Here is an 18556-nt window from a genome sequence, read left to right as displayed (position 1 = left end):
GACCCGCCTCAGTCCGCCTTAGGCATCCACATACCGGGCCGCGTCGCCCACCCATCGCGCGATCAGCAACTCGCAGCGCGCGGGATGGTCCTTCATCATCGCCTCGGCCACGCGCTGCACCTCGGGCATGAGGTGCGCGTCGCGCGCGAGGTCGGCGATGCGGAACTGCAACTGGCCGGTCTGCCGGGTACCCAGCACCTCGCCCGGGCCGCGCAGTTCGAGATCCTTCTCGGCGATGCGAAACCCGTCGTTCGTCTCGCGCATCACCTGGAGGCGCTCCCTGGCCAGGCGCGACAGCGGCGTCTGGTAAAGCAACACACAGTTGGACGCGATCGCTCCGCGCCCCACGCGGCCGCGCAACTGATGCAATTGCGCGAGGCCGAGCCGTTCGCTGTTCTCGATCACCATCAGGCTCGCGTTGGGCACGTCCACGCCGACCTCGATCACCGTGGTGGCGACCAGCACGGCGAGTTCGCCCGCCTTGAAGGCGTCCATCACCGCCTGCTTTTCCTTCGGCTTCATGCGCCCGTGGATCAAGCCGACCGCGAGGTCCGGCAGCGCGGCGGTGAGTTCGGCATGCGCCACCTCGGCCGCCTGCGCATTGAGCTGCTCGGATTCCTCGATCAGCGTGCAGACCCAGTAAACCTGCCGGCCTTGCATGCATGCCGCGTGGATGCGCTCCATGACGTCGAAGCGCCGCTCGTTCGACAGTGCCACGGTCTGCACGGGCGTCCGTCCCGGCGGCAATTCGTCGATCGAGGAGACGTCGAGGTCGGCGTAGGCGCTCATCGCGAGCGTGCGCGGGATCGGCGTCGCCGTGAGCACGAGCTGGTGCGGAATGAGATCGCCTTCCGCACCCTTGTCGCGCAGCGCCAGCCGCTGGTGCACGCCAAATCGATGCTGCTCGTCGACGATGACGAGGCCCAGCTTCGCGAAGGCCACGCCCTCCTGCATCAACGCGTGCGTGCCGACGACGACATGCGCATCACCGCTGGCCGCGCGGTCGAGCGCCTTCTTGCGCGCCCTGCCCTGTACCTTGCCGGCCAGCCATTCCACGTCCAGTCCCAGCGGTTCGAGCCAGGCGCGGAAGTTGCGCAGGTGTTGCTCCGCAAGCAATTCGGTCGGCGCCATCAGCGCCACCTGATAGCCGCTTTCCACGGCGGCGACGGCGGCCAGCGCGGCGACCACGGTCTTGCCGCTGCCGACGTCACCCTGCACGAGGCGCAGCATGGGATGGGCGCGTGCGAGATCGCGCGCCACCTCTTTCGACACGCGTGCCTGGGCCTTGGTGAGGGCGAACGGCAGCGCCTCAAGCAATCGCTCACGCAGCGCGCCGGCACTTTTCAACGCGGGCGCCTTGCGCTTCTTCACCGCCGCGCGCATGCGCCGCAGGGTGAGGTGCTGGGTCAGCAGTTCCTCGAAGGCGAGGCGTTTCTGCGCGGGATGCCGGCCCTCGCCGAGTTCGCGTAGATCGACTTCCGGCGGCGGCCGGTGCACGTAGAGCAAGGCCTCGCGCAAGGACGCCAGGCCCATCGGACGGCCGATCGACTCGGGGATGAGTTCCAGCCTGTCGTCCGCCGGCAGATGGGCCAACGCGCGCGAGACGAGACTGGCCAGCCGCCGCGGGCCGAGTCCCTCGGTGGTCGGGTAGACCGGCGTCAGCCGCTCATCCACCACCACCGGTTCATCGGGTTCGATGCGCTGGTATTGCGGGTGGACGATCTCCAGGCCCTGTGGCCCCTGGCGCACTTCACCGAAGCAAAGCAGGCGCGTGCCCTTCGGCAACTGGTCGACCTGCGACTTGCGGAAGTGAAAGAAGCGCAACAGCAGCACGCCGCCGGATTCGTCGCCGATGACCACCTTGAGCTGCGGCCGGAAGCGGAAACCCCGTTCGACGAATTCGACGATGCCTTCCACCTGCACGCGGTCGCCGGGGCGCAGGCCGGCGATCGGACGTACTTGGGTGCGGTCTTCATAGCGCAAGGGCAGATGGAACCAGAGGTCCTGCACCTCGCGCAGCCCCAGCCGTCCCAGCGTCTCGGCGAGCGCGGGCCCCACGCCGCCGAGCGTCGTCAGGGGCGCGCGCCCCGGGTCCGCCACCGGCGCGGCGGGAGTCGGCGATGCATGGCGAGCCACGGAAACCGCGCTATGGGCTTACGGCAGGACGAGGATCGCGTCGACCTCGACCTGGGCGCCCTTCGGCAGGCCCGAGACCTCGATGGTCGAACGCGCCGGATACGGCTGCTGGAAGTATTCGGCCATCACCGCGTTCACCGCGGCGAAGTTGCCCAGGTCGGTGACATAGATACCGACGCGGACGATGTCCGACAGCTTGCCGCCAGCGGCCTCGGCGACAGCCACGAGGTTGTCGAACACACGGCGGGTCTGGAGGGTGATGTCGCCTTCGACGAGGTTGCCGGTGGCCGGATCGAGCGGGATCTGGCCCGAGAAGTACACAGTGTTGCCTGCGCGCACGGCCTGCGAATACGGGCCGATGGCCGAAGGTGCCTTGTCGGTGGCGATGGTGCTGCGGGTCATGGGAGGTCCTAGAGCGGGTGGCGGTAAACGCCGCTGACCACGCCGGTGCGACGCACGCGGCGCATCACGTCGGCGAGGTGCTTGCGGTCCTTTACCTCGATGGCGAAGAGTAGCGTGGCGGCGGTGCTGTCGCGTTCGATGTATTCGACGTTTTCGATGTTCGAACCGGCATCGGCGATCGCGGCGGCGACGGTGGCCAGCACGCCCGGGCGGTTCAATACCTCGATGCGCAACTCCGCGCGGTAATCGCCGGAGACGTCGCGATCCCATTCGATGGCGACGATACGTTCCGGCGTCTTGCGGAACTCCGCCACGTTGGGGCATTCCACGCGATGCACGACGATGCCCTTGCCCGAGGACAGGAAACCGACGATCTCGTCGCCCGGCAGCGGATGACAGCAATTGCCGAAGCTGAGCACGCCGCGCTCGGCGCCACTGATGCGGATCTTCTCCGCCGAATGCTCGGCGGGCGCTGGCGTATGGCTCTCGCCCGGGCCGAGCAGCGCCACCAGTTGCGTCGCAACCTGGTCGGCGAAACGGTTGCCCAGGGCGATCTCCGACAAGAGTTCCTCCAGGCGCTTGAGCTTGGCGTCCTCGAGGAAGCGATCGAGCGTGGCGCCGGGGATCGCGTCCAGGCTGAGGCCACGGGCATCGAGCGCGCGGTCGAGCATGCGGTGGCCGAAGTCCACGGCATCCTCGTGCTGCAGGTGCTTGAGATACTGGCGGATCGCCGTGCGCGCCTTGCCGGTGACCACGGCCTCGAGCCACGCCGGGTTGGGCACGGCCGATGGCGCGGTGATGATCTCCACCTGCTGGCCGGACACCAGGCGCGTGCGCAAGGGCACCAGCTTCTTGTCGACGCGCGCGGCCACCGCGTGATCGCCAACGTCGGTGTGCACCGCGTAGGCGAAATCGAGGGCTGTGGCGTTGCGCGGCAGCGAGAAGATGTCGCCACGCGGCGTGAACAGGTAGACCTCGTCGGGGAACAGGTCGATCTTGACGTTCTCGAGGAACTCCGACGCCGAGGGCGTGTTCGCCTGGCTGTCGGCCAACGCGGACAGCCACTCGCGTGCCCGCGCCTGCGCGCTGTTCGCCGGGCCGGAATCGCTCTTGTACGCCCAGTGCGCGGCTACGCCGCGTTCGGCCACCGACTCCATCTCCGAGGTGCGGATCTGGATTTCGATCGGCGCGCCGAACGGCCCGAGCAGCACCGTGTGCAACGACTGATAGCCGTTACCCTTGGGAATGGCGATGAAATCCTTGAAGCGGCCGTCCACCGGCTTGTACAGGCCGTGCACGGCGCCGAGCGCCATGTAGCAATGCATGGCCGAATCGGTGATGACACGGAAACCGTAGACATCCATGAGTTGCGCGAACGACTTGTGTTCGTTGCGCATCTTCGAATAGATGCTCCACGCCGACTTGATGCGGCTTACCGCGCGGCCGGGGATCTTCTCCGCGGCGAGGCGGCCTTCGAGCGCCATCTCGATCTTCGCCATCGCTTCGCGGCGATTGCCCAGGGCGGCGCGGATGCGCTCGCCGATGATCCGGTGACGATCGGGGTAGAGCGCCTTGAACCCGAGATCCTGCAATTCGGCCTTGAACTTGTTCATGCCGAGGCGTTGCGCGATGGGCGCGTAGATTTCCAGTGTCTCGCGCGCGATGCGCCGCCGCGACTCGGCATCCTTCGCGCCGAGCGTGCGCATGTTGTGCAGTCGATCGGAAAGCTTGATCAGGATGACGCGGAGATCGCGCGCCATCGCCAGCAGCATCTTCCGGAAGCTCTCGGCATCGGCTTCGGCACGGCTGGAAAAACGCATCTTGTCGAGCTTGGTGACACCGTCGACCAGTTCGGCCACGGTTTCACCGAAGGCGCCGGCCAACTCCCCGCGTTCGAGCTTGGTGTCTTCGAGCGTGTCGTGCAGGATCGCCGCGATGATCGTCTCGGCATCGAGGCCGAGTTCCGCGAGCACGTGCGCCACGGCCACCGGGTGCGTGATGTACGGCTCGCCGGACTTGCGCGTCTGCCCTTCATGGGCGGCGGCGCCGACCAGGAAGGCCTTGCGGATGCGCAGCACCTGGTCGTGCGGCAGGTAGGCACCCACGCGGTCTTCCAGTGCCTGCACGTAGGGAGGCACCGGTCCGTCATCGACCACGTCGGTCAGTTTTTTCGCAGGGATGACTTCCATGGGAGAATCTCGCGCGCCTCAGGCCGCGGAGCCTCCCGCACGCGGCCTTTCCAGCCGCGCGTCAGCGTGCGCAGGGTGAGGATGAATGCAGGGCCGACAACGACCCGGCGTCATCAATCATCTCCGCCCTTCGAGAGGTCGTCGTCCACTTCGGTGGCGGCCCACTCGAGGGCTTCACGCTCGGCACGTTCACGGGCGGCGCGGTCGATTTCGTCGATCATTTCGTCGCTGACGCGGCGATCGGCGATCTCGCGCAGGGCGAGCACGGTCGGCTTGTCGTTGTTCGGGTCGAGGGTCGGTTCGGCGCCCTTGGACAACTGGCGCGCGCGCTTGGTCGCCATGAGCACGAGCTCAAAGCGGTTGTCGACTACCTCGAGGCAGTCTTCGACGGTAATACGGGCCATTTCAAATCCTTGACAATAAAGATACTTCTGACCGTGCAGTTTAGCCGCCCGGCCCGTTGGCTGGCAATCGGGGTAGGGGTATCATGCGCGGTTCTGACCAGGACGGACGGGCCCTTCGTGCAAATAATAATACCGCGCGGTACACTAAAGCACCGCCCCACCCCCAAAGCCACATCGATGCGCCCCAGAACCCTGCAACGGACCGTCCAAACCGCGCTAGGCCTCATCGCCGCCACCCTGCTGGCGGCCTGCCATATCGCGCCCCCGCGTACCGACGATCCGAACGAGAAGTTCAATCGCAAGGTCTACGCCTTCAACGATTCGCTGGACAAGGCGGTCATCCGCCCGGTCGCCGTCGGCTACCGGAAGGTGACCAACCCGCCCGTGCGTACGGCCATCAGCGACTTCTATACGAATATCCGCTTGCCGGTGACGGTGGCCAACGACCTGCTCCAGGCACGGCCCAAGCAGGCCTTCCTGACCACCAGCCGCTTCGTGGTCAACCTGACGATCGGCTTCCTGGGCTTCAAGGACCCGGCCAGCCTGCTCGGCCTCCCGCTGGAGCAGAACGACTTCGGCGTGACCCTGGCCCGCTGGGGCGTCCCCGAGGGCGACTACCTGGTCCTCCCCTTCGTGGGCCCGACCACGGTCCGCGACGTATGGCGCCTGCCGGTCGACAGCTACTTCTTCGACCCGCTCAGCTATTACACGCGTAACCACGACTTCAAGTACGGCCAGCAGTACGTGCCGCAGGTGCTCTATCTCGTGACCCTGCGCTCGCGCGGCATCGACGCGGAAAGCTTCCTCGCCTCCGCCTACGACCCGTACGTGTTCATCCGCGACGCCTACCGCCAGCAGCGCCTCTACAGCATCTACTACGGCAACCCACCGCCGGAAGCCATCGAGCAGATGCAGGGCCTGAACGACAGCAAGGACTTCGACCCGGACAAACTGCTCGACGAGCAGCACACCTGGGAACGGCAGAACGGCGAAAAGCCGCAATGACGAAAAGGGCCCCTCGGGGCCCTTTTTTTTGGTTCTTCATGGACTAGCCGCGGCTGCTTCGTGGCTCGGCTTTCGCCCTCGCGTTCGCTTTTTGCGGCGAGGGGAGCTGCCGGGCGCCACCCTCGGCGCGACAGGCGGTGCCGTCCCTTGGGAAGGGATGCCGCTGCGCGGCCGTGTCCTATGGCTGGCGCCCCTTCGGGCTCGGACGGTCGGGCGGGGGTTTTCGATTCGGCTCCTGCCTCAGCGAAAACGATCGGCCGTCCAGGCCGATCCCCTCCGGGCCTTGTCCGCCCGCCCCTCCTCGGCTCCTCATGTCGCGCCGAGGGTGGCGCCCGGCAGCTCTCTCGACACTGCGGTGGGTCGGTGGGAAAGAGCAACGCCCGCCCCGTGCCGAAACATGGTGGGACGCGGGCTGGCCCGCGAGTCCTCGATCTTTTTGCTGGCGAAAGAGGCTTTGCAGTAATTGGGTGAGGCTTTCCACCGCCCGCTCGGTTGCAATGCATAGCCTCATCCGCTCGTCCCAGGGTGGCGAATCGCGGGCCAGCCCGCTTCCCACCCGAATGAGGGGGATTCACACGCAACGGCACCCATCCAGGTCGCGGGCGTTGCTTGGGCCTCGCGCCTCCGAACGCGAGGGCAAAGCCGAGCCGTGCAGGAGAAACTGGCCCGCTGCCGCGGGATCGCCGCTGAAGCGGCTCCCACAAAGGTCGGCTTCCACCGCGGGCGGCTTCCGCTAGGGGTGGGCGGGTTAGAAGAGGGAGTCGACGCCGGAGACGCGGGCCAGGGCTTGCAGGCCGGCGGGGGCGTGGGTGACGGAAAGCGTCTTGCCCTGGCTGCGGGCGTGGGCCAACAAGGCCAGCACGGTGGCGAGGCCGGCGCTGTCCACCTGGGACAGCCCAGCGAGGTCGAGATTGACCTGCCGTCCGCCGTCCAGTTGCCGGCGGGCGGCGTCCAGCGCTTCGGCCGCGGTGGCGAACGTGAGCGCGCCGGAGACCGCGAGGGTCTCCGGCGCCGGATTGCCGAACTGGAACGCCGGCGAGCTCACTTGCGGGCGCCGCCGGTCTGCTGCTGCATCTCGTCGATGGCGGCCGAACCCTTCTGCTCGAGGTCGGCGGTCAGCTTGTCCAGGCCTTCCTTCTTGATCTCGGCGTCGACCTGGTTGCGGTAGTTCGTGATGTACGAAATACCTTCGATGATCACGTCGTAGGCCTTCCAGTCGCCCGTCTTCGACTTACGGAACGCGTAGTCGACCGAGACGGACTTGCCGTCGTCGAGCATCACCTGCGTACGCACGACGGTGCGCTTGTTGTTGAGGTCGCCACTGAACGGCAGGACCTTCACGCGACCGCGCGTGTAGTTGAGCAGGCCTTCCGCGTACCGGTGGGTGATCGAGTTGTAGAAGGCCTTGGCGAAGCGCTCGCGCTGCTCGGGGGACGCCTTGGAGGCGTTCTGGCCGAGCACGAGGATCGACGCGTAGTCGATGTCGAAGTGCGGCAGGAAAACGTCGTCGATGACGGCGATGAGCTTTTCCTTGTCGCTCTTCAGTTCGGCCTGATGGCCCTCGATGGCTTTGGCGAGGTCGTCGGAGATGGTGGTGACGATGCCCTGCGGGGACTGCGCGTCGACCGCGGCGGCCGGAGCGGGCGCGGCCTGCGCGAAGGCGGGCGCGGCCGCCGCCGTGGTCACGGCGAGGGCGATGGCGAGGGAAAGCTGACGCAACATGCGGTGTCTCCTGGTCCGGCCTTACTTCTTGCCGGCGTTGTCGGGTTGGGTGGAGCCCTGGGCGCCACCGGACTTGTTGTCGCTCGGCGAACCGTTCACCAGGAACTTGCCGATCAGGTCTTCCAGCTGGAGCGCGGACTGCGTGAGCACGAAGCTATCGCCTTCCGCCAGGTATTCCGGCGACCCGCCGGGTTGGATCGCAACATACTGGCTACCGATCAAACCGCTGGTGAATACCGCGGCCGACGAGTCATCCGGTATCTGGGAGTAGCGCTTGTCGATCGCAAGGGTCACCGTGGCTTCGCTGCTGCCGGGCTTGATCACCACCGAATCGACGCTGCCGATGGGCACGCCGGCCATTTTCACCGCCGCGCCTGGCTGCAGGGCACCCACGTTGGTGAATTCGCCGGTCACGTGGAAGGTGCCGCCAAGGCGGTCCGGCGCGCTGCCGCCGCCGAAGAACTTGCCGAGCATTTCCTCCAGCTGCTGGGCCGGACGGGTCAGGCCGATTTCGCCGCCTTCCTTCACCGGATTCTTGGAGCGGCCGAACTGGATGCCCACGTACTGGTCGCCCAGCAGGCCGCTGGTGAAGATCGTGGCGACGGAATCGTCCGGGATGTCCTTGTGCCGGTCGTCGATGGACAAGGTGACCTTGGCCTCCTCCTTGCCCGGCACCAGCTCGATCGATTGCACCGAGCCGACGCGTACGCCGGCGATCTTCACCGGGGCGCGGGTCTTCAACTGGCCGACGTTGGCGAAGTGGGTTTCCACCACGTAACTGGAACCCTGGGTGGCGTTGGCCACCGAGGTGGTCTGTGTGGCGAGGTAAGCCAGGGCGGCGAAGCCGAGCACGATGAACAGGCCGGTGCCGACGGCATAGGAACGTCTCTGGGTCACGGCACGATCCTCGAATGGGCGATGAAGGAATGACGGGTCATGGCGGGTCTCCGGTGCCTCAGATCAGGAACGAGGTGAGGACGAAGTCCAGCGCCAGGATGGCGATGGACGAGGCCACCACCGTGCGGGTCGTCGCATAGGCGACGCCCTCGCTGGTGGGCGGGGTGGTGTAGCCCTGGAACACCGCGATCAGGGAGACCACGATGCCGAAGGCGATGGATTTGAGCAGTACGCCGTCGATGATGTCCTTCTGGACGTCGACGGTGGCGGTCATGTTCGACCAGAAGGTGCCGTTGTCGATGCCCAGCCAGGTGACGCCGACCAGGTGGCCGCCGAACACGCCCATGGCGCAGAACACCACGGCAAGCAGGGGCAAGGCGACGACGCCGGCGAGGAATCGCGGCGCGGCCACGTAGGCGATCGGATCGACCGCCATCATCTCCATGGCGTCGAGCTGGTCGGTGGCGCGCATGAGGCCGATCTCGGCGGTGACCGAGGTGCCGGCGCGGCCGGCGAACAGCAAGGCCGTGACCACGGGACCGAGTTCGCGGTAGATCGCGATGGCGACGACGGTGCCGGTGGCGGACGTGCCGCCGAAGATCGAGAGCACGTCGTAAAGCTGCAAGCCCAGCACCATGCCCACGAACAGGCCGCAGGTCATCACGATGGTGAGGCTCATCGCGCCGACGAACCAGATCTGGCGGATCGTTTCGCGGCCATGACGCAAGCTGCGCGGAACGGCCGCGAGGATGGTCAGCAGGAAGAGCCCGCAGGCGCCGATCTGCGTCAGGCTGCGAATGACGACGTTGTCGTCCTTGGCGGTCATGCCTTGCCTCCGGGGAAACCGAGCGCGGTGGCGTAGTCGCCCGCGGGATACTGGAAGGGAACCGGACCGTCGGGCTCGCCGCCGAAGAACTGCGCCGTCCATGGCGAGCCGTCGTTGGCGAGGGAATCCGGTGCGCCCTGCGCCACGACCTTGCCGTTGGCGATCAGGTAGACGCGGTCGGCCACTTTCTGCACGGCCGCCAGCTCGTGCGCCACCAGCACGCTGGTGATGCCCAGGGTCTGGTTGAGCGTGCGGATCAGCAGCAGCACCTGGTTCAGGGCGATCGGGTCCAGCCCGACGAAGGGTTCGTCGTAGAGGATCAACGCGGGATCGAACACGATGGCGCGCGCCAGCGCCACGCGACGGGCCATGCCGCCGGAAAGCTCCGTGGGCATCAACCGGGCGGCACCGCGCAGGCCCACGGCCTGCAACTTGTTCAACACGATGTTGCGAATGAGTTCTTCCGGCAGCCGGGTGTGCTGGCGCAGCGGGAAGGCCACGTTCTCGAAGACGTCGAAGTCCGTGAGCAGGGCGGAGTTCTGGAACAGGTAGCCGATCCGCTCGCGCAGGCCGAACAGCCGTTCGCGCGAGAGCGCCGGCACGTTCTCACCGTCGACCTCCACGCTGCCGGCGTCACCACGCATCTGCCCGGTGATGTGCTTCAACAGGGTGGTCTTGCCGGTGCCGCTCGGCCCCATGATCGCCGTGACCTTGCCACGGGGGATATCCAGGTCGAGGTTGTCGAAGATGGTCTTGCCGTTGAGGACCGTGGTCAGGCCGCGGATGCGGACGATGGCGTCGTCGGTCATGGTGCGAGCAACTCCTCGATCAGCGATTCGTGGCGGCGGGCCGACCACGGCGTGCGCTGGCGGACGGCGCGGACGATCGCCTGGAGATCGCCCAGGGCGTCCTCGAAACGGTCGTTGACGATGATGTAGTCGAACTCGTGCGCATGCGCGATTTCCTCGCGGGAGTTGAACAGGCGGCGCTCGATCACCTCCGGCGCGTCCGATCCTCGACCCCGGAGACGGCGTTCGAGTTCCCCCCGGGACGGCGGGAGGATGAAAACGCTGACGCAGTCCGGCTTGCCCTTGCGCACCTGGCGCGCACCCTGCCAGTCGATTTCCAGCAGGACATCGGCGCCTTCGGCCAGCTTGCCCTCCACCACGGTACGCGAGGTGCCGTAGAGGTTGCCGTGCACTTCGGCGTGCTCCAGGAAGATGCCGTCGACGATCTCGCGCTCGAAATCCGGGCGCTCGACGAAGAAATAGTGCCGACCGTATTCCTCGCCCACCCGCGGGGGCCGCGTGGTATGCGACACGGACAGGGATATACCGGGCTCGCGCTCCAGCAGCGCATTGACCAACGTGGACTTGCCCGCCCCGGAGGGCGCGGCCACCACGAACAGGGTGCCTTCGATCATCCGCGGCTATCTCGTTGGGGGTTCATGGCTCGCTCCCGGTGGCACCGGCGCACCGACCGGGCAAAAGGCGATTGTACCGGGTTTCGGCTATCGGCCACCTTTCGCCCGGCCGATCCGGGTCTCAGTCCGGCCGCTTGTAGACCACCCCGCCCTTCATCACGAAAGCGACGTGCGCGAGCGTCCCGATGTCCTGCGTCGGGTCACCGGGCACCGCGATGATGTCGGCTTGCAATCCGCTGCGCAGCTGGCCGATCCGGTCCTGCTGGCGAAGCACCTTCGCGTCCACCGCGGTCGCGGCCAGGAGGGCGCGGGCGGGTGACATGCCATCGCGCACCATCCACTCCAGTTCCTTGTAATTGGTGCCGTGCGTGAACACGCCAACGTCGCTGCCGTTGCCTATGGTCACGCCGGCGTCCATGGCCAGCTTGAACGCCTTCGCCGACTTCGCCATCGACTCGGTCGGCGACTGGCCGGGCTTCCAGCCTCCAAAGTATTCGGCGTAGGCGGCGCTGGCTTCGAGCGTGGGCATGTAGGCCACGTTGTGTTTCTTCATCAGCGCGAAGACTTCCGGGGTGCCGTCATAGCCATGCTCGATGGTCTCGACGCCGGCCATGACCGAGCGGCGCATGCCTTCGGCCGTCGAGGAATGCACCGCCACCGGCAGCCCCAGCGAATGCGCGGTCTCGACGGCGGCGTTCAATTCTTCCTGGCTCAACGTCGGCATCGAGCCCTTGGCCTTGCCGCAGTGGTAGTCGGCGTAGAGCTTGATCCAGTCCGCGCCGTGCGCCGCCTGGTCGCGCACGGCGTCGATCATCTGCGCGGCACCGCTGACGGACGCCGCGCCCTGCGGCAAGTCGATGTCGTCGCGAAAGCCCAGCGGTCCCGGCCCATAACAGTGCCCGGCCACGATCGCGCGCGTCGCCACGAACAGGTGCGGTCCCGGGATGAGGCCCTTGTCGATGGCTTGTTGCACGTCCACGTCGGCGTAACCCGCGCCTTCGGTGCCAAGATCGCGCAACGCGGTGAAGCCGCTCATCAAGGTATCGCGCGCATGCTTCACGGCCTGGATCGTGCGGAACGCGAGCGTTTCCTTCAATACCTGGTCGTTCCACAGCGTTTCGTTGTACGGGTGCAGGAAAACGTGCGAGTGGGCATCGATGAGGCCGGGCAGCAGGGTCATGCCGGCCAGGTCGATGGTCTGCGTGCCAGGTGGCGCGGAAACCTTCGCGGACGGACCGACATCCACGATCTTGTCACCCTGCACGAGGACCACCCAGCCGGCATGCGTCTGCTCGTCACGGGCATCGAAGACGCGGTCGGCCTTGAGCAGCCACGGGTGGTCCGTTCGCTTGTCGCCGTCGGATGTCACATCGGTGGCGAGCACCATGGCTGATACCGCCACACCGGACAGTGCAAGAAGCACCCTTGGAACCCACTTAGCCATGCGATATCTCCCCTCGGCAAACCACTGGACGCTTATCGGCCACCCGGATGGTACGTCCGCTCGACATGCCCTTCGCGTTCTTCAGGCCAGAAATACACCGTACGCAGGTTACCCGTGGTGTAACGCTCGGCCTCGTCATTGAAATGTTTCGACGATGGGTCGCCGCTCTCACCACCGGCGGTGACGGCGCGGGCACGCACCTTGTCGCCGAACTCCACCACGGCGACGAAGCTGTTGCCGCTGGTGCCGTAGTAGCGCTTCGCGCCGGGCCAGCGATGCGCACCGAACGAGGCGAGCGACCCCCAGCGCGATGAAGTGAACGGCACGGGGATGCTTGGCTTCGCATCGTCGAAGCGTTGCTTGATCGCTCCATCGATACGCTGGAAGCGATTGACCTCGCCCCAGGGCACGCCCCAGCTGCCGAAGTCCTTTTCCAGCCGGTCTGCCGCCTCTGCCAGCGCATTCAATCGCACCTTCGGACCCGCCTTCTCCGCCATCACGTCGTAGACCGACAAGCCTTCCGCCGTGTCCAGCTTGCTCGCCTTGTCCCACAGGATGTCACCCCAAAACACGGCGAGCGAGGTCGGCATCGACGCGATGCCCCAACGGTAATCCCAGCTACGCAGGAGCGCGACGGGACCGGCGAGCTGCCGCTTCAAGGGATCGGTGGCGGGAAGCGCGTCGTAATCGGCGATCAGGATCGGTAATTGGCGCGCGAATGCCGGCAGGTACGGATCGAACGCGGCGTCGATCAGCGAAGCCAACGTGAAGTCGCGCCTGCCCGTAAGGACGCGTGTCGCGTGCAGGCCGCGCGGATTCTCGCCGACGGAATCCATGTAGCGGGGGTAGTCGGCCTGCTTGGGACTATCGGGTCCGGCGGCCGAATACGGCCAGTCGTTGGTGTTGAAGATCCACCCGGTCGGCGGATTGAACAGGCGCGGCGCCTTGTCCAACGGAAGCGTTCCCTTCCAGTCGGTGGCCGGATCGCTGCCGTCGACGGGCTTCGTATAGTCGAAACGGTCGTCACGGTTCGGAATGAATTGCGGATGCAGGTAGGCGATGTTGCCCTTGTCGTCCGCGTAGATCGTGTTGTTCGATGAGTTCGCCTTGAACGCCGCCACCTTCATGTACGTGGCGTAATCGTTGGCCTTGGTTCGCAGCCAACTCTGTTGCAAGGCCTCCAGTGGCTTGTTCATCAGCGCCACGGCGATCCACTTGCCGCCTTCCGAGCGAACGATGGGACCATGGTGCGTCGCATAGACGGTGAAGCGGCGCTCCGTGAGCGACCCATCGGCCGCCCGCATCGGCACCGCGATCTCGCGGGAAGTCACCGGACGGAGCTCATTGCCATAGCGATAGAACAGCTTGCCGTCCTTGCGCTGGATGGTCTCGGCGAATTCGTCGACCACGTCGGCGCCGGTGGAGGTGTGCATCCAGCCGATATGTTTGTTGAAGCCCTGGTAGATGAAGAACTGGCCCCAGGTGACCGCGCCGTAGGCATCCAGTCCTTCGTCGCTCGACATCTGCAATTCGGAGCGGAAGAAGAACGAGGTGTGCGGATTGATCAGCAGCAGCGCGTGCCCATTCGCCGTGAGCTTCGGTGCGATGGCGATGCCGTTCGAACCCGTCGGCTCCGCCCAGCTCGACGGCGGCACGAACTGCGCGAGGGCACCGGCGGGATCTTTCCCGTAGAACGCCTGCAAGTCGGCCGTCTTCACCCGCTCGATATCGCCGCCGATGCTGCCTTCGCTGAAGCTCAGCGCCATCCACGGCTCGAAGCGACGAATCACGCGCGGGCGCACCTCCGGGTGGCTGGCGAGGTAGTAGTTGAGCCCGTCCGCCCAGGCATCCATCAACCGCTTGAGCCACGCCGGACTCCGCGTGTAATCGGCCTTCAGCGTCTCCGGGTCGACGAACAGCTTCTGCCGGAGGTCCTGCCACAGCGCGGACTCCCCTTCGGCCTCGGCCGTGCGGCCCAGCGAAGTGAGATAGTTGGTCTCCACGCGATTGAAGTCGTCCTCCGCCTGGGCATAGGCCATGCCGAAGACGGCATCGGCATCGCTCTTGCCGTGGACATGCGCAATGCCCCAGTCGTCGCGAACGATGGTGACGGCCTGGGCTTCGTGCCGCCAGCGGGCCGCTTCGTCCGTGGTGGCATGGACGCCTGAGGTGGCGAGCAAGCCGCCAAGCGACAGCGCGAGCACGGTGTGACGAAAGGACATGGCGCATCTTCCCCTTGGCGGATCGTCGATCCTAGCCGTGCGGATCGAGGGTGCGTCAAGTGCCAGTAAGGCCGACTTGCGCTACGTTTGCCCGACATCGCCTGGAGACGCCCATGCACACCGCCCTGCTTTCGTCGTTGTTGCCAGTCCTGCTCTTCGCCAGCATGCCGACCGTCGCCGCGGAAAAGGACGACCTGCGGAAGATCCTGGAGGCCGACCACGATATCTGCGCGGCCTTCGAGCGCGAGGACGCCGATTGGCTGGAGCAGCACCTGGACCCGACCTTCACGCTCACCAGTTCGACCGGCAAGGTCACCACGCGAGCCGACGAGGTCGCCGACCTGCGTGGCGGCACGAAGTACGACGCGTTCCGCAACCGCGACGTGAAAGTACGCCTGTACGGCGACGCGGCCGTCACCACCGGCATCACCCGGGTGGAAGGCAAGGCCGAAGGGAAGCCCTACTCACTGGATTTCCAGTTCACGGATACCTACGTTCGAAAGCCGGGGGGCTGGGTACTGGTGGCCAGCCACGCGTCGCGGTTGCCCCTATCGCGGTGACGCCCCTGGCGTCAGCGATGCGCCAATGCGTAATCGATCGCCGCGCGCACCGCGGCCACCTGCGCGTCATTGCACTGCTGCGGCGTGGCGCGCGGGCTGTCTGGATAAACCTCGGTCGTCGTCGTGTAGCGTGCACCGGTGATGCCGGCGCACAGGCCCAATGTCTTCAAGGCATATTCGATGACACCCGGCGCCACCTGCGGTGAACCGATGATCTCGCCGTGCGCATCGGCGGGTGCGATATGCGTGACCTTGGCCACCGCTTCGATCACCGCCTGCTGGAACGCGGGCTGGGGATTCTCCGTATCGTCCACGAGGTAGAAGCCGTCCGGGATTTCCCCCGGCTCAAAGTCCTTGCCGTCGCGCGCGGCCAGGGCGGGACGGAATTCCGATTCGTCCGAATCGGTGGTTTCGTGCAGGTCGATATGCATGAGGACGCGACCGTGCAACGGCGCCAGCAGGTTCACCAGGGCCGCGGCCTCGCCCGACGGGCTTCCTTCGCGGAAATTCCGGTTCGGATCGATCGCGTCCGGATTCCAGCGGTGGATGCGCTCATAGGCCCAGGGACTGACGCAGGGCACCACCAATAGGTTGGCGCGTCCCGCATAGTCCTGGGCGTGATCGCGCAGGAACTGCAATGCCCCGTGCACGCCGCTGGTCTCGTAGCCATGCACACCGCCGGTCACGAGCATGATCGGCAACTCGTCGCGCCAGTCGCGGCTGCGGACGGCCATCAGGGGGTAATGTTCACCGGCATAATCCAGCGCGCCGTACTCCGCCACGTCGAAGCGCTCGCGCAGGTGCTCCAATGCGTGCAGGACATCCGCGGCATAGCTGCGCCGCTTCACCTGCCGCGAACGCCAGTCGGCGATTTCCACGGCACCCCACGGCTGTCCGTGGCTACCGATGGGATACGACGATTGGCTATTCATGGCGAAGGGAATCCTTGGTGAAAGGGCCGCCACTTTATCACCGGGCCGCGCCAAGCTCGTGTGTGTCGGGCGATCGGGTAGGATGCATCCTGAAGGCAAGAACATCGCCAGCGGGTTCCGCGAGGACGACGCCATTCAGCAAGCCAGCGCACACTGCCTCCTGAAGCACTGAGGCTCATCAGTCCGCCGGATAAGCGGGAATCGATCGGACCCTACTCGATATTCTGCACCTGCTCACGCATCTGCTCGATCAACACCTTGAGCTCCACGGCGGCGTTGGTCGTGCGCGAATCCACCGACTTCGATCCCAGCGTGTTCGCCTCCCGGTTGAATTCCTGCATGAGGAAATCGAGTCGGCGCCCGACCGGCTCCTTCAGGGCCAGCACGCGGCGAGCTTCGGAGATGTGCGTGGCGAGGCGGTCGAGTTCCTCGTCCACGTCGATGCGGGTGATCTGCAGGACCAGTTCCTGCTCCATGCGGCCCGGTTCGACCGGCTGGCGGATATCGGCGAGGCGGGTTTCGAGGCGGGCGCGCAAGGCCGCGCGAATCTCCGGAATCCACCCGCGCACGTCGCCGACGATCTTGTCGACGGCGTCCAGGCGATCGCGCAGCATGTCGCCCAGCTTGGCGCCTTCGCGGCCACGGGTGTCGCCCAGGACGGAGAGCGCGCGGTCGAGCACGTCAAGGAGCGCTCCCTGCAACGCGTCCGCGTCGGTTTCCGGTTGCTGCAATACGCCGGGGAAGCGAAGCAACTCGGTGAACTCGATATGCATGCGCGGGAACCGCTGCTCCAGGTCGAGCGCCAGCTCGGAGAGGCGTGACAACACCGAGCCGTTGATCCGCAGGCCTTCGCCCGAGCCCGGTTCGGAACGCAGCCGGACAGTGACGTCGACCTTGCCGCGCGACAACCGCGCGGCGATCCGCTCGCGCACGGCGCTCTCGAAACCGCGCATTTCCTCGGGCAGGCGAGGGCTGATCTCGAGGTAGCGGTGGTTGACCGTGCGCAACTCGCAGGTCAGCGTGCCGGACGGGCCGGCGCCCTCGGCGGAGGCATAGGCGGTCATGCTGCGGATCATCGGATTGCCTTCGCTCACGCGTGGAGGAAAGGGGGCAATGGTAAACTGACCCACCGTCCGTGCCCAAATCAGGCTTCACATGACCTTTTCCCGTCCGAGCGGCCGCACCGCCGACCAGTTGCGCGCCGTCAGCATCGAACGCCACTACACCCGCCACGCCGAGGGCTCCGTGCTGGTGTCCTTCGGCGACACGAAGGTGCTCTGCACCGCCTCCGTCGAGGAGCGCGTGCCACCGTGGCTGCGCGGCAAGGGCGAGGGCTGGGTCACCGCCGAGTACGGCATGCTGCCCCGCGCCACCACCGACCGCACCCAGCGTGAGGCGGCCCGCGGCGGCCAGGGTGGCCGCACGATGGAGATCCAGCGCCTGATCGGGCGCTCCCTGCGCGCCTGCGTGGACCGCGCCGCCCTCGGCGAACGCGTCATCACGCTGGATTGCGACGTGATCCAGGCCGACGGTGGCACGCGCACGGCGGCCATCACCGGTGCCTACGTCGCCCTGGTCGACGCGGTGGCGACGCTGACCCGGCGCAACGCGATCAAGCGGAACCCCATCCTCGGCGCCATCGCCGCGGTATCGGTCGGCATCTACAACGGGGTGCCGGTGCTCGATCTCGACTACGCCGAGGACTCCAACTGCGATACCGACATGAACGTCGTGATGAACGACGGCGGCGGCTTCATCGAAGTTCAAGGCACGGCCGAGGGCCATGCCTTCCGCCGTGAGGAAATGAACGTGCTGATGGATCTCGCCGCCAAGGGCATCGACGAACTGGTGGCCGCGCAACGCGCCGCCCTCGAGGCCACCTCGTGACCGAAGTCCGCACCGCCACCACCGCCGACCTGGAGGCGATCGTCGCCGTGCACCGAGCCGCCTTCGGCCGCGACGCCGAGGCCGGTCTGGTCCGCCGCCTCGTGGCCGCCGGCCGCGACACGATCTCCCTGGTGGCGGTCGACGAAGGCGATGCCGTCCTCGGCCACGTGCTGTTCTCGCCGGTAACCGTCGAGGAAGGCGACGACGGCAAGGCCCTGGGCCTGGCCCCGGTCGCCGTGCTGCCGGAACACCAGCGCCAGGGGGTGGGCCGCGCCCTCATCGAGGAAGGCATCGGTGCCTGCTTCGTGCGTGAGGCGCGCGCCATCTTCGTGCTCGGTTCGCCGGTCTATTACGCGGCGTTCGGTTTCAGCAAGGCATCCAGTCATGGGCTGCACGACGCCTTCGAAGGCGGCAATGCCTTCCAGGTGCTGCCACTGACGGTCGAAGGCCTCGCGGGTTACCGCGGCCGCGTCGACTACGCTCCCGAATTCTCGGAAGGGCTCTGAT

The 18556-nt window shown here is 66.5% G+C and carries 18 protein-coding genes; 4 read left to right on the top strand and 14 right to left on the bottom strand.

Annotated elements, in window-relative coordinates:
- Positions 1–18: 18 nt before the first annotated feature.
- The 4 genes from recG to rpoZ form a co-directional block, all read right to left on the bottom strand.
- The gene (gene recG, locus AB6730_RS04875) at positions 19–2136 is read right to left on the bottom strand and encodes an ATP-dependent DNA helicase RecG (protein WP_371022532.1); all 2118 of its coding nucleotides are present in this window, start codon (positions 2134–2136) and stop codon (positions 19–21) included.
- Between the two features lie 18 nt (positions 2137–2154).
- The gene (locus AB6730_RS04870) at positions 2155–2538 is read right to left on the bottom strand and encodes a RidA family protein (protein ID WP_371022531.1); all 384 of its coding nucleotides are present in this window, start codon (positions 2536–2538) and stop codon (positions 2155–2157) included.
- An 8-nt stretch (positions 2539–2546) separates the two neighbouring features.
- Positions 2547–4727: a bifunctional (p)ppGpp synthetase/guanosine-3',5'-bis(diphosphate) 3'-pyrophosphohydrolase gene (locus AB6730_RS04865; protein WP_371022530.1), complete on the bottom strand. Its 2181-nt coding sequence runs from the start codon at positions 4725–4727 to the stop codon at positions 2547–2549.
- Between the two features lie 113 nt (positions 4728–4840).
- On the bottom strand, positions 4841–5131 hold the full coding sequence (rpoZ, locus tag AB6730_RS04860) for a DNA-directed RNA polymerase subunit omega (protein WP_306849349.1): 291 nt from the start codon (positions 5129–5131) through the stop codon (positions 4841–4843).
- A 177-nt stretch (positions 5132–5308) separates the two neighbouring features.
- Between rpoZ and AB6730_RS04855 the strand changes: the two genes are divergently transcribed.
- Entirely contained in the window at positions 5309–6136 is an 828-nt protein-coding gene (locus AB6730_RS04855) for a VacJ family lipoprotein (protein ID WP_371022529.1), read from the top strand.
- A 748-nt stretch (positions 6137–6884) separates the two neighbouring features.
- On the opposite strand, the gene AB6730_RS04850 is transcribed toward AB6730_RS04855, so the two are convergent.
- The 8 genes from AB6730_RS04850 to AB6730_RS04815 all read right to left on the bottom strand — a co-directional run bounded on the left by AB6730_RS04850 (position 6885) and on the right by AB6730_RS04815 (position 14670).
- Positions 6885–7181 carry a lipid asymmetry maintenance protein MlaB gene (locus AB6730_RS04850; protein ID WP_371022528.1) on the bottom strand — a complete coding sequence of 99 codons (297 nt, stop codon included), beginning with the start codon at positions 7179–7181 and terminating at the stop codon, positions 6885–6887.
- On the bottom strand, positions 7178–7858 hold the full coding sequence (locus tag AB6730_RS04845; RefSeq protein WP_371022527.1) for a phospholipid-binding protein MlaC: 681 nt from the start codon (positions 7856–7858) through the stop codon (positions 7178–7180). Before AB6730_RS04845 ends, AB6730_RS04850 begins: the two co-directional genes overlap by 4 nt.
- A gap of 21 nt (positions 7859–7879) precedes the next feature.
- Entirely contained in the window at positions 7880–8755 is an 876-nt protein-coding gene (gene mlaD / locus AB6730_RS04840) for an outer membrane lipid asymmetry maintenance protein MlaD (RefSeq protein WP_371022526.1), read from the bottom strand.
- A gap of 58 nt (positions 8756–8813) precedes the next feature.
- A complete protein-coding gene (mlaE, locus tag AB6730_RS04835; protein WP_371022525.1) occupies positions 8814–9581 on the bottom strand; it encodes a lipid asymmetry maintenance ABC transporter permease subunit MlaE in 768 nt (255 codons plus the stop codon).
- Positions 9578–10390 carry an ABC transporter ATP-binding protein gene (locus tag AB6730_RS04830; RefSeq protein ID WP_371022524.1) on the bottom strand — a complete coding sequence of 271 codons (813 nt, stop codon included), beginning with the start codon at positions 10388–10390 and terminating at the stop codon, positions 9578–9580. The genes mlaE and AB6730_RS04830 overlap by 4 nt, the downstream gene beginning before the upstream one ends.
- Entirely contained in the window at positions 10387–11004 is a 618-nt protein-coding gene (gmk, locus tag AB6730_RS04825; RefSeq protein WP_371022523.1) for a guanylate kinase, read from the bottom strand. Before gmk ends, AB6730_RS04830 begins: the two co-directional genes overlap by 4 nt.
- Positions 11005–11125: 121 nt before the next feature.
- On the bottom strand, positions 11126–12391 hold the full coding sequence (locus tag AB6730_RS04820) for an amidohydrolase family protein (RefSeq protein ID WP_371022522.1): 1266 nt from the start codon (positions 12389–12391) through the stop codon (positions 11126–11128).
- 89 nt (positions 12392–12480) lie between these two features.
- A complete protein-coding gene (locus tag AB6730_RS04815; protein WP_371022521.1) occupies positions 12481–14670 on the bottom strand; it encodes a penicillin acylase family protein in 2190 nt (729 codons plus the stop codon).
- Between the two features lie 113 nt (positions 14671–14783).
- Here AB6730_RS04815 and AB6730_RS04810 point away from each other — a divergent pair, with 113 nt between their 5' ends.
- Positions 14784–15230, top strand: a complete 447-nt coding sequence (locus tag AB6730_RS04810; RefSeq protein ID WP_371022520.1) for a nuclear transport factor 2 family protein — start codon at positions 14784–14786, stop codon at positions 15228–15230.
- A gap of 11 nt (positions 15231–15241) precedes the next feature.
- Here the strand turns inward: AB6730_RS04810 and AB6730_RS04805 are convergent, their stop codons facing one another.
- Both AB6730_RS04805 and AB6730_RS04800 read right to left on the bottom strand, forming a co-directional pair.
- Positions 15242–16162 carry a M14 family metallocarboxypeptidase gene (locus tag AB6730_RS04805; RefSeq protein WP_371022519.1) on the bottom strand — a complete coding sequence of 307 codons (921 nt, stop codon included), beginning with the start codon at positions 16160–16162 and terminating at the stop codon, positions 15242–15244.
- A 212-nt stretch (positions 16163–16374) separates the two neighbouring features.
- Positions 16375–17238, bottom strand: a complete 864-nt coding sequence (locus tag AB6730_RS04800) for a YicC/YloC family endoribonuclease (RefSeq protein WP_371022518.1) — start codon at positions 17236–17238, stop codon at positions 16375–16377.
- A gap of 79 nt (positions 17239–17317) precedes the next feature.
- Here AB6730_RS04800 and rph point away from each other — a divergent pair, with 79 nt between their 5' ends.
- Both rph and AB6730_RS04790 read left to right on the top strand, forming a co-directional pair.
- Positions 17318–18049, top strand: coding sequence for a ribonuclease PH (gene rph / locus AB6730_RS04795; RefSeq protein WP_371022517.1), 732 nt, complete (start codon positions 17318–17320; stop codon positions 18047–18049).
- A complete protein-coding gene (locus tag AB6730_RS04790; protein ID WP_371022516.1) occupies positions 18046–18555 on the top strand; it encodes a GNAT family N-acetyltransferase in 510 nt (169 codons plus the stop codon). The genes rph and AB6730_RS04790 overlap by 4 nt, the downstream gene beginning before the upstream one ends.
- Position 18556: the final 1 nt, after the last annotated feature.

Origin of the sequence: Luteibacter sp. RCC_6_2 (assembly GCF_041360655.1) — a bacterium.
Classification (GTDB): Bacteria; Pseudomonadota; Gammaproteobacteria; order Xanthomonadales; family Rhodanobacteraceae; genus Luteibacter.
Note: the sequence above shows the minus strand (reverse complement) of the source record. Positions and strands in the feature narration are given on the sequence as shown.

What these genes read in the sequence shown, in the direction of transcription:
- AB6730_RS04855 (WP_371022529.1), top strand. Translation starts at nt 5,309, where the DNA reads ATGCGCCCCAGAACCCTGCAACGGACCGTCCAAACCGCGCTAGGCCTC.
- AB6730_RS04815 (WP_371022521.1), bottom strand. Translation starts at nt 14,670, where the DNA reads ATGTCCTTTCGTCACACCGTGCTCGCGCTGTCGCTTGGCGGCTTGCTC.
- mlaE (WP_371022525.1), bottom strand. Translation starts at nt 9,581, where the DNA reads ATGACCGCCAAGGACGACAACGTCGTCATTCGCAGCCTGACGCAGATC.
- AB6730_RS04865 (WP_371022530.1), bottom strand. Translation starts at nt 4,727, where the DNA reads ATGGAAGTCATCCCTGCGAAAAAACTGACCGACGTGGTCGATGACGGA.
- AB6730_RS04830 (WP_371022524.1), bottom strand. Translation starts at nt 10,390, where the DNA reads ATGACCGACGACGCCATCGTCCGCATCCGCGGCCTGACCACGGTCCTC.
- AB6730_RS04845 (WP_371022527.1), bottom strand. Translation starts at nt 7,858, where the DNA reads ATGTTGCGTCAGCTTTCCCTCGCCATCGCCCTCGCCGTGACCACGGCG.
- AB6730_RS04810 (WP_371022520.1), top strand. Translation starts at nt 14,784, where the DNA reads ATGCACACCGCCCTGCTTTCGTCGTTGTTGCCAGTCCTGCTCTTCGCC.
- gmk (WP_371022523.1), bottom strand. Translation starts at nt 11,004, where the DNA reads ATGATCGAAGGCACCCTGTTCGTGGTGGCCGCGCCCTCCGGGGCGGGC.
- rph (WP_371022517.1), top strand. Translation starts at nt 17,318, where the DNA reads ATGACCTTTTCCCGTCCGAGCGGCCGCACCGCCGACCAGTTGCGCGCC.
- AB6730_RS04800 (WP_371022518.1), bottom strand. Translation starts at nt 17,238, where the DNA reads ATGATCCGCAGCATGACCGCCTATGCCTCCGCCGAGGGCGCCGGCCCG.
- rpoZ (WP_306849349.1), bottom strand. Translation starts at nt 5,131, where the DNA reads ATGGCCCGTATTACCGTCGAAGACTGCCTCGAGGTAGTCGACAACCGC.
- AB6730_RS04870 (WP_371022531.1), bottom strand. Translation starts at nt 2,538, where the DNA reads ATGACCCGCAGCACCATCGCCACCGACAAGGCACCTTCGGCCATCGGC.
- AB6730_RS04805 (WP_371022519.1), bottom strand. Translation starts at nt 16,162, where the DNA reads ATGAATAGCCAATCGTCGTATCCCATCGGTAGCCACGGACAGCCGTGG.
- AB6730_RS04820 (WP_371022522.1), bottom strand. Translation starts at nt 12,391, where the DNA reads ATGGTGCTCGCCACCGATGTGACATCCGACGGCGACAAGCGAACGGAC.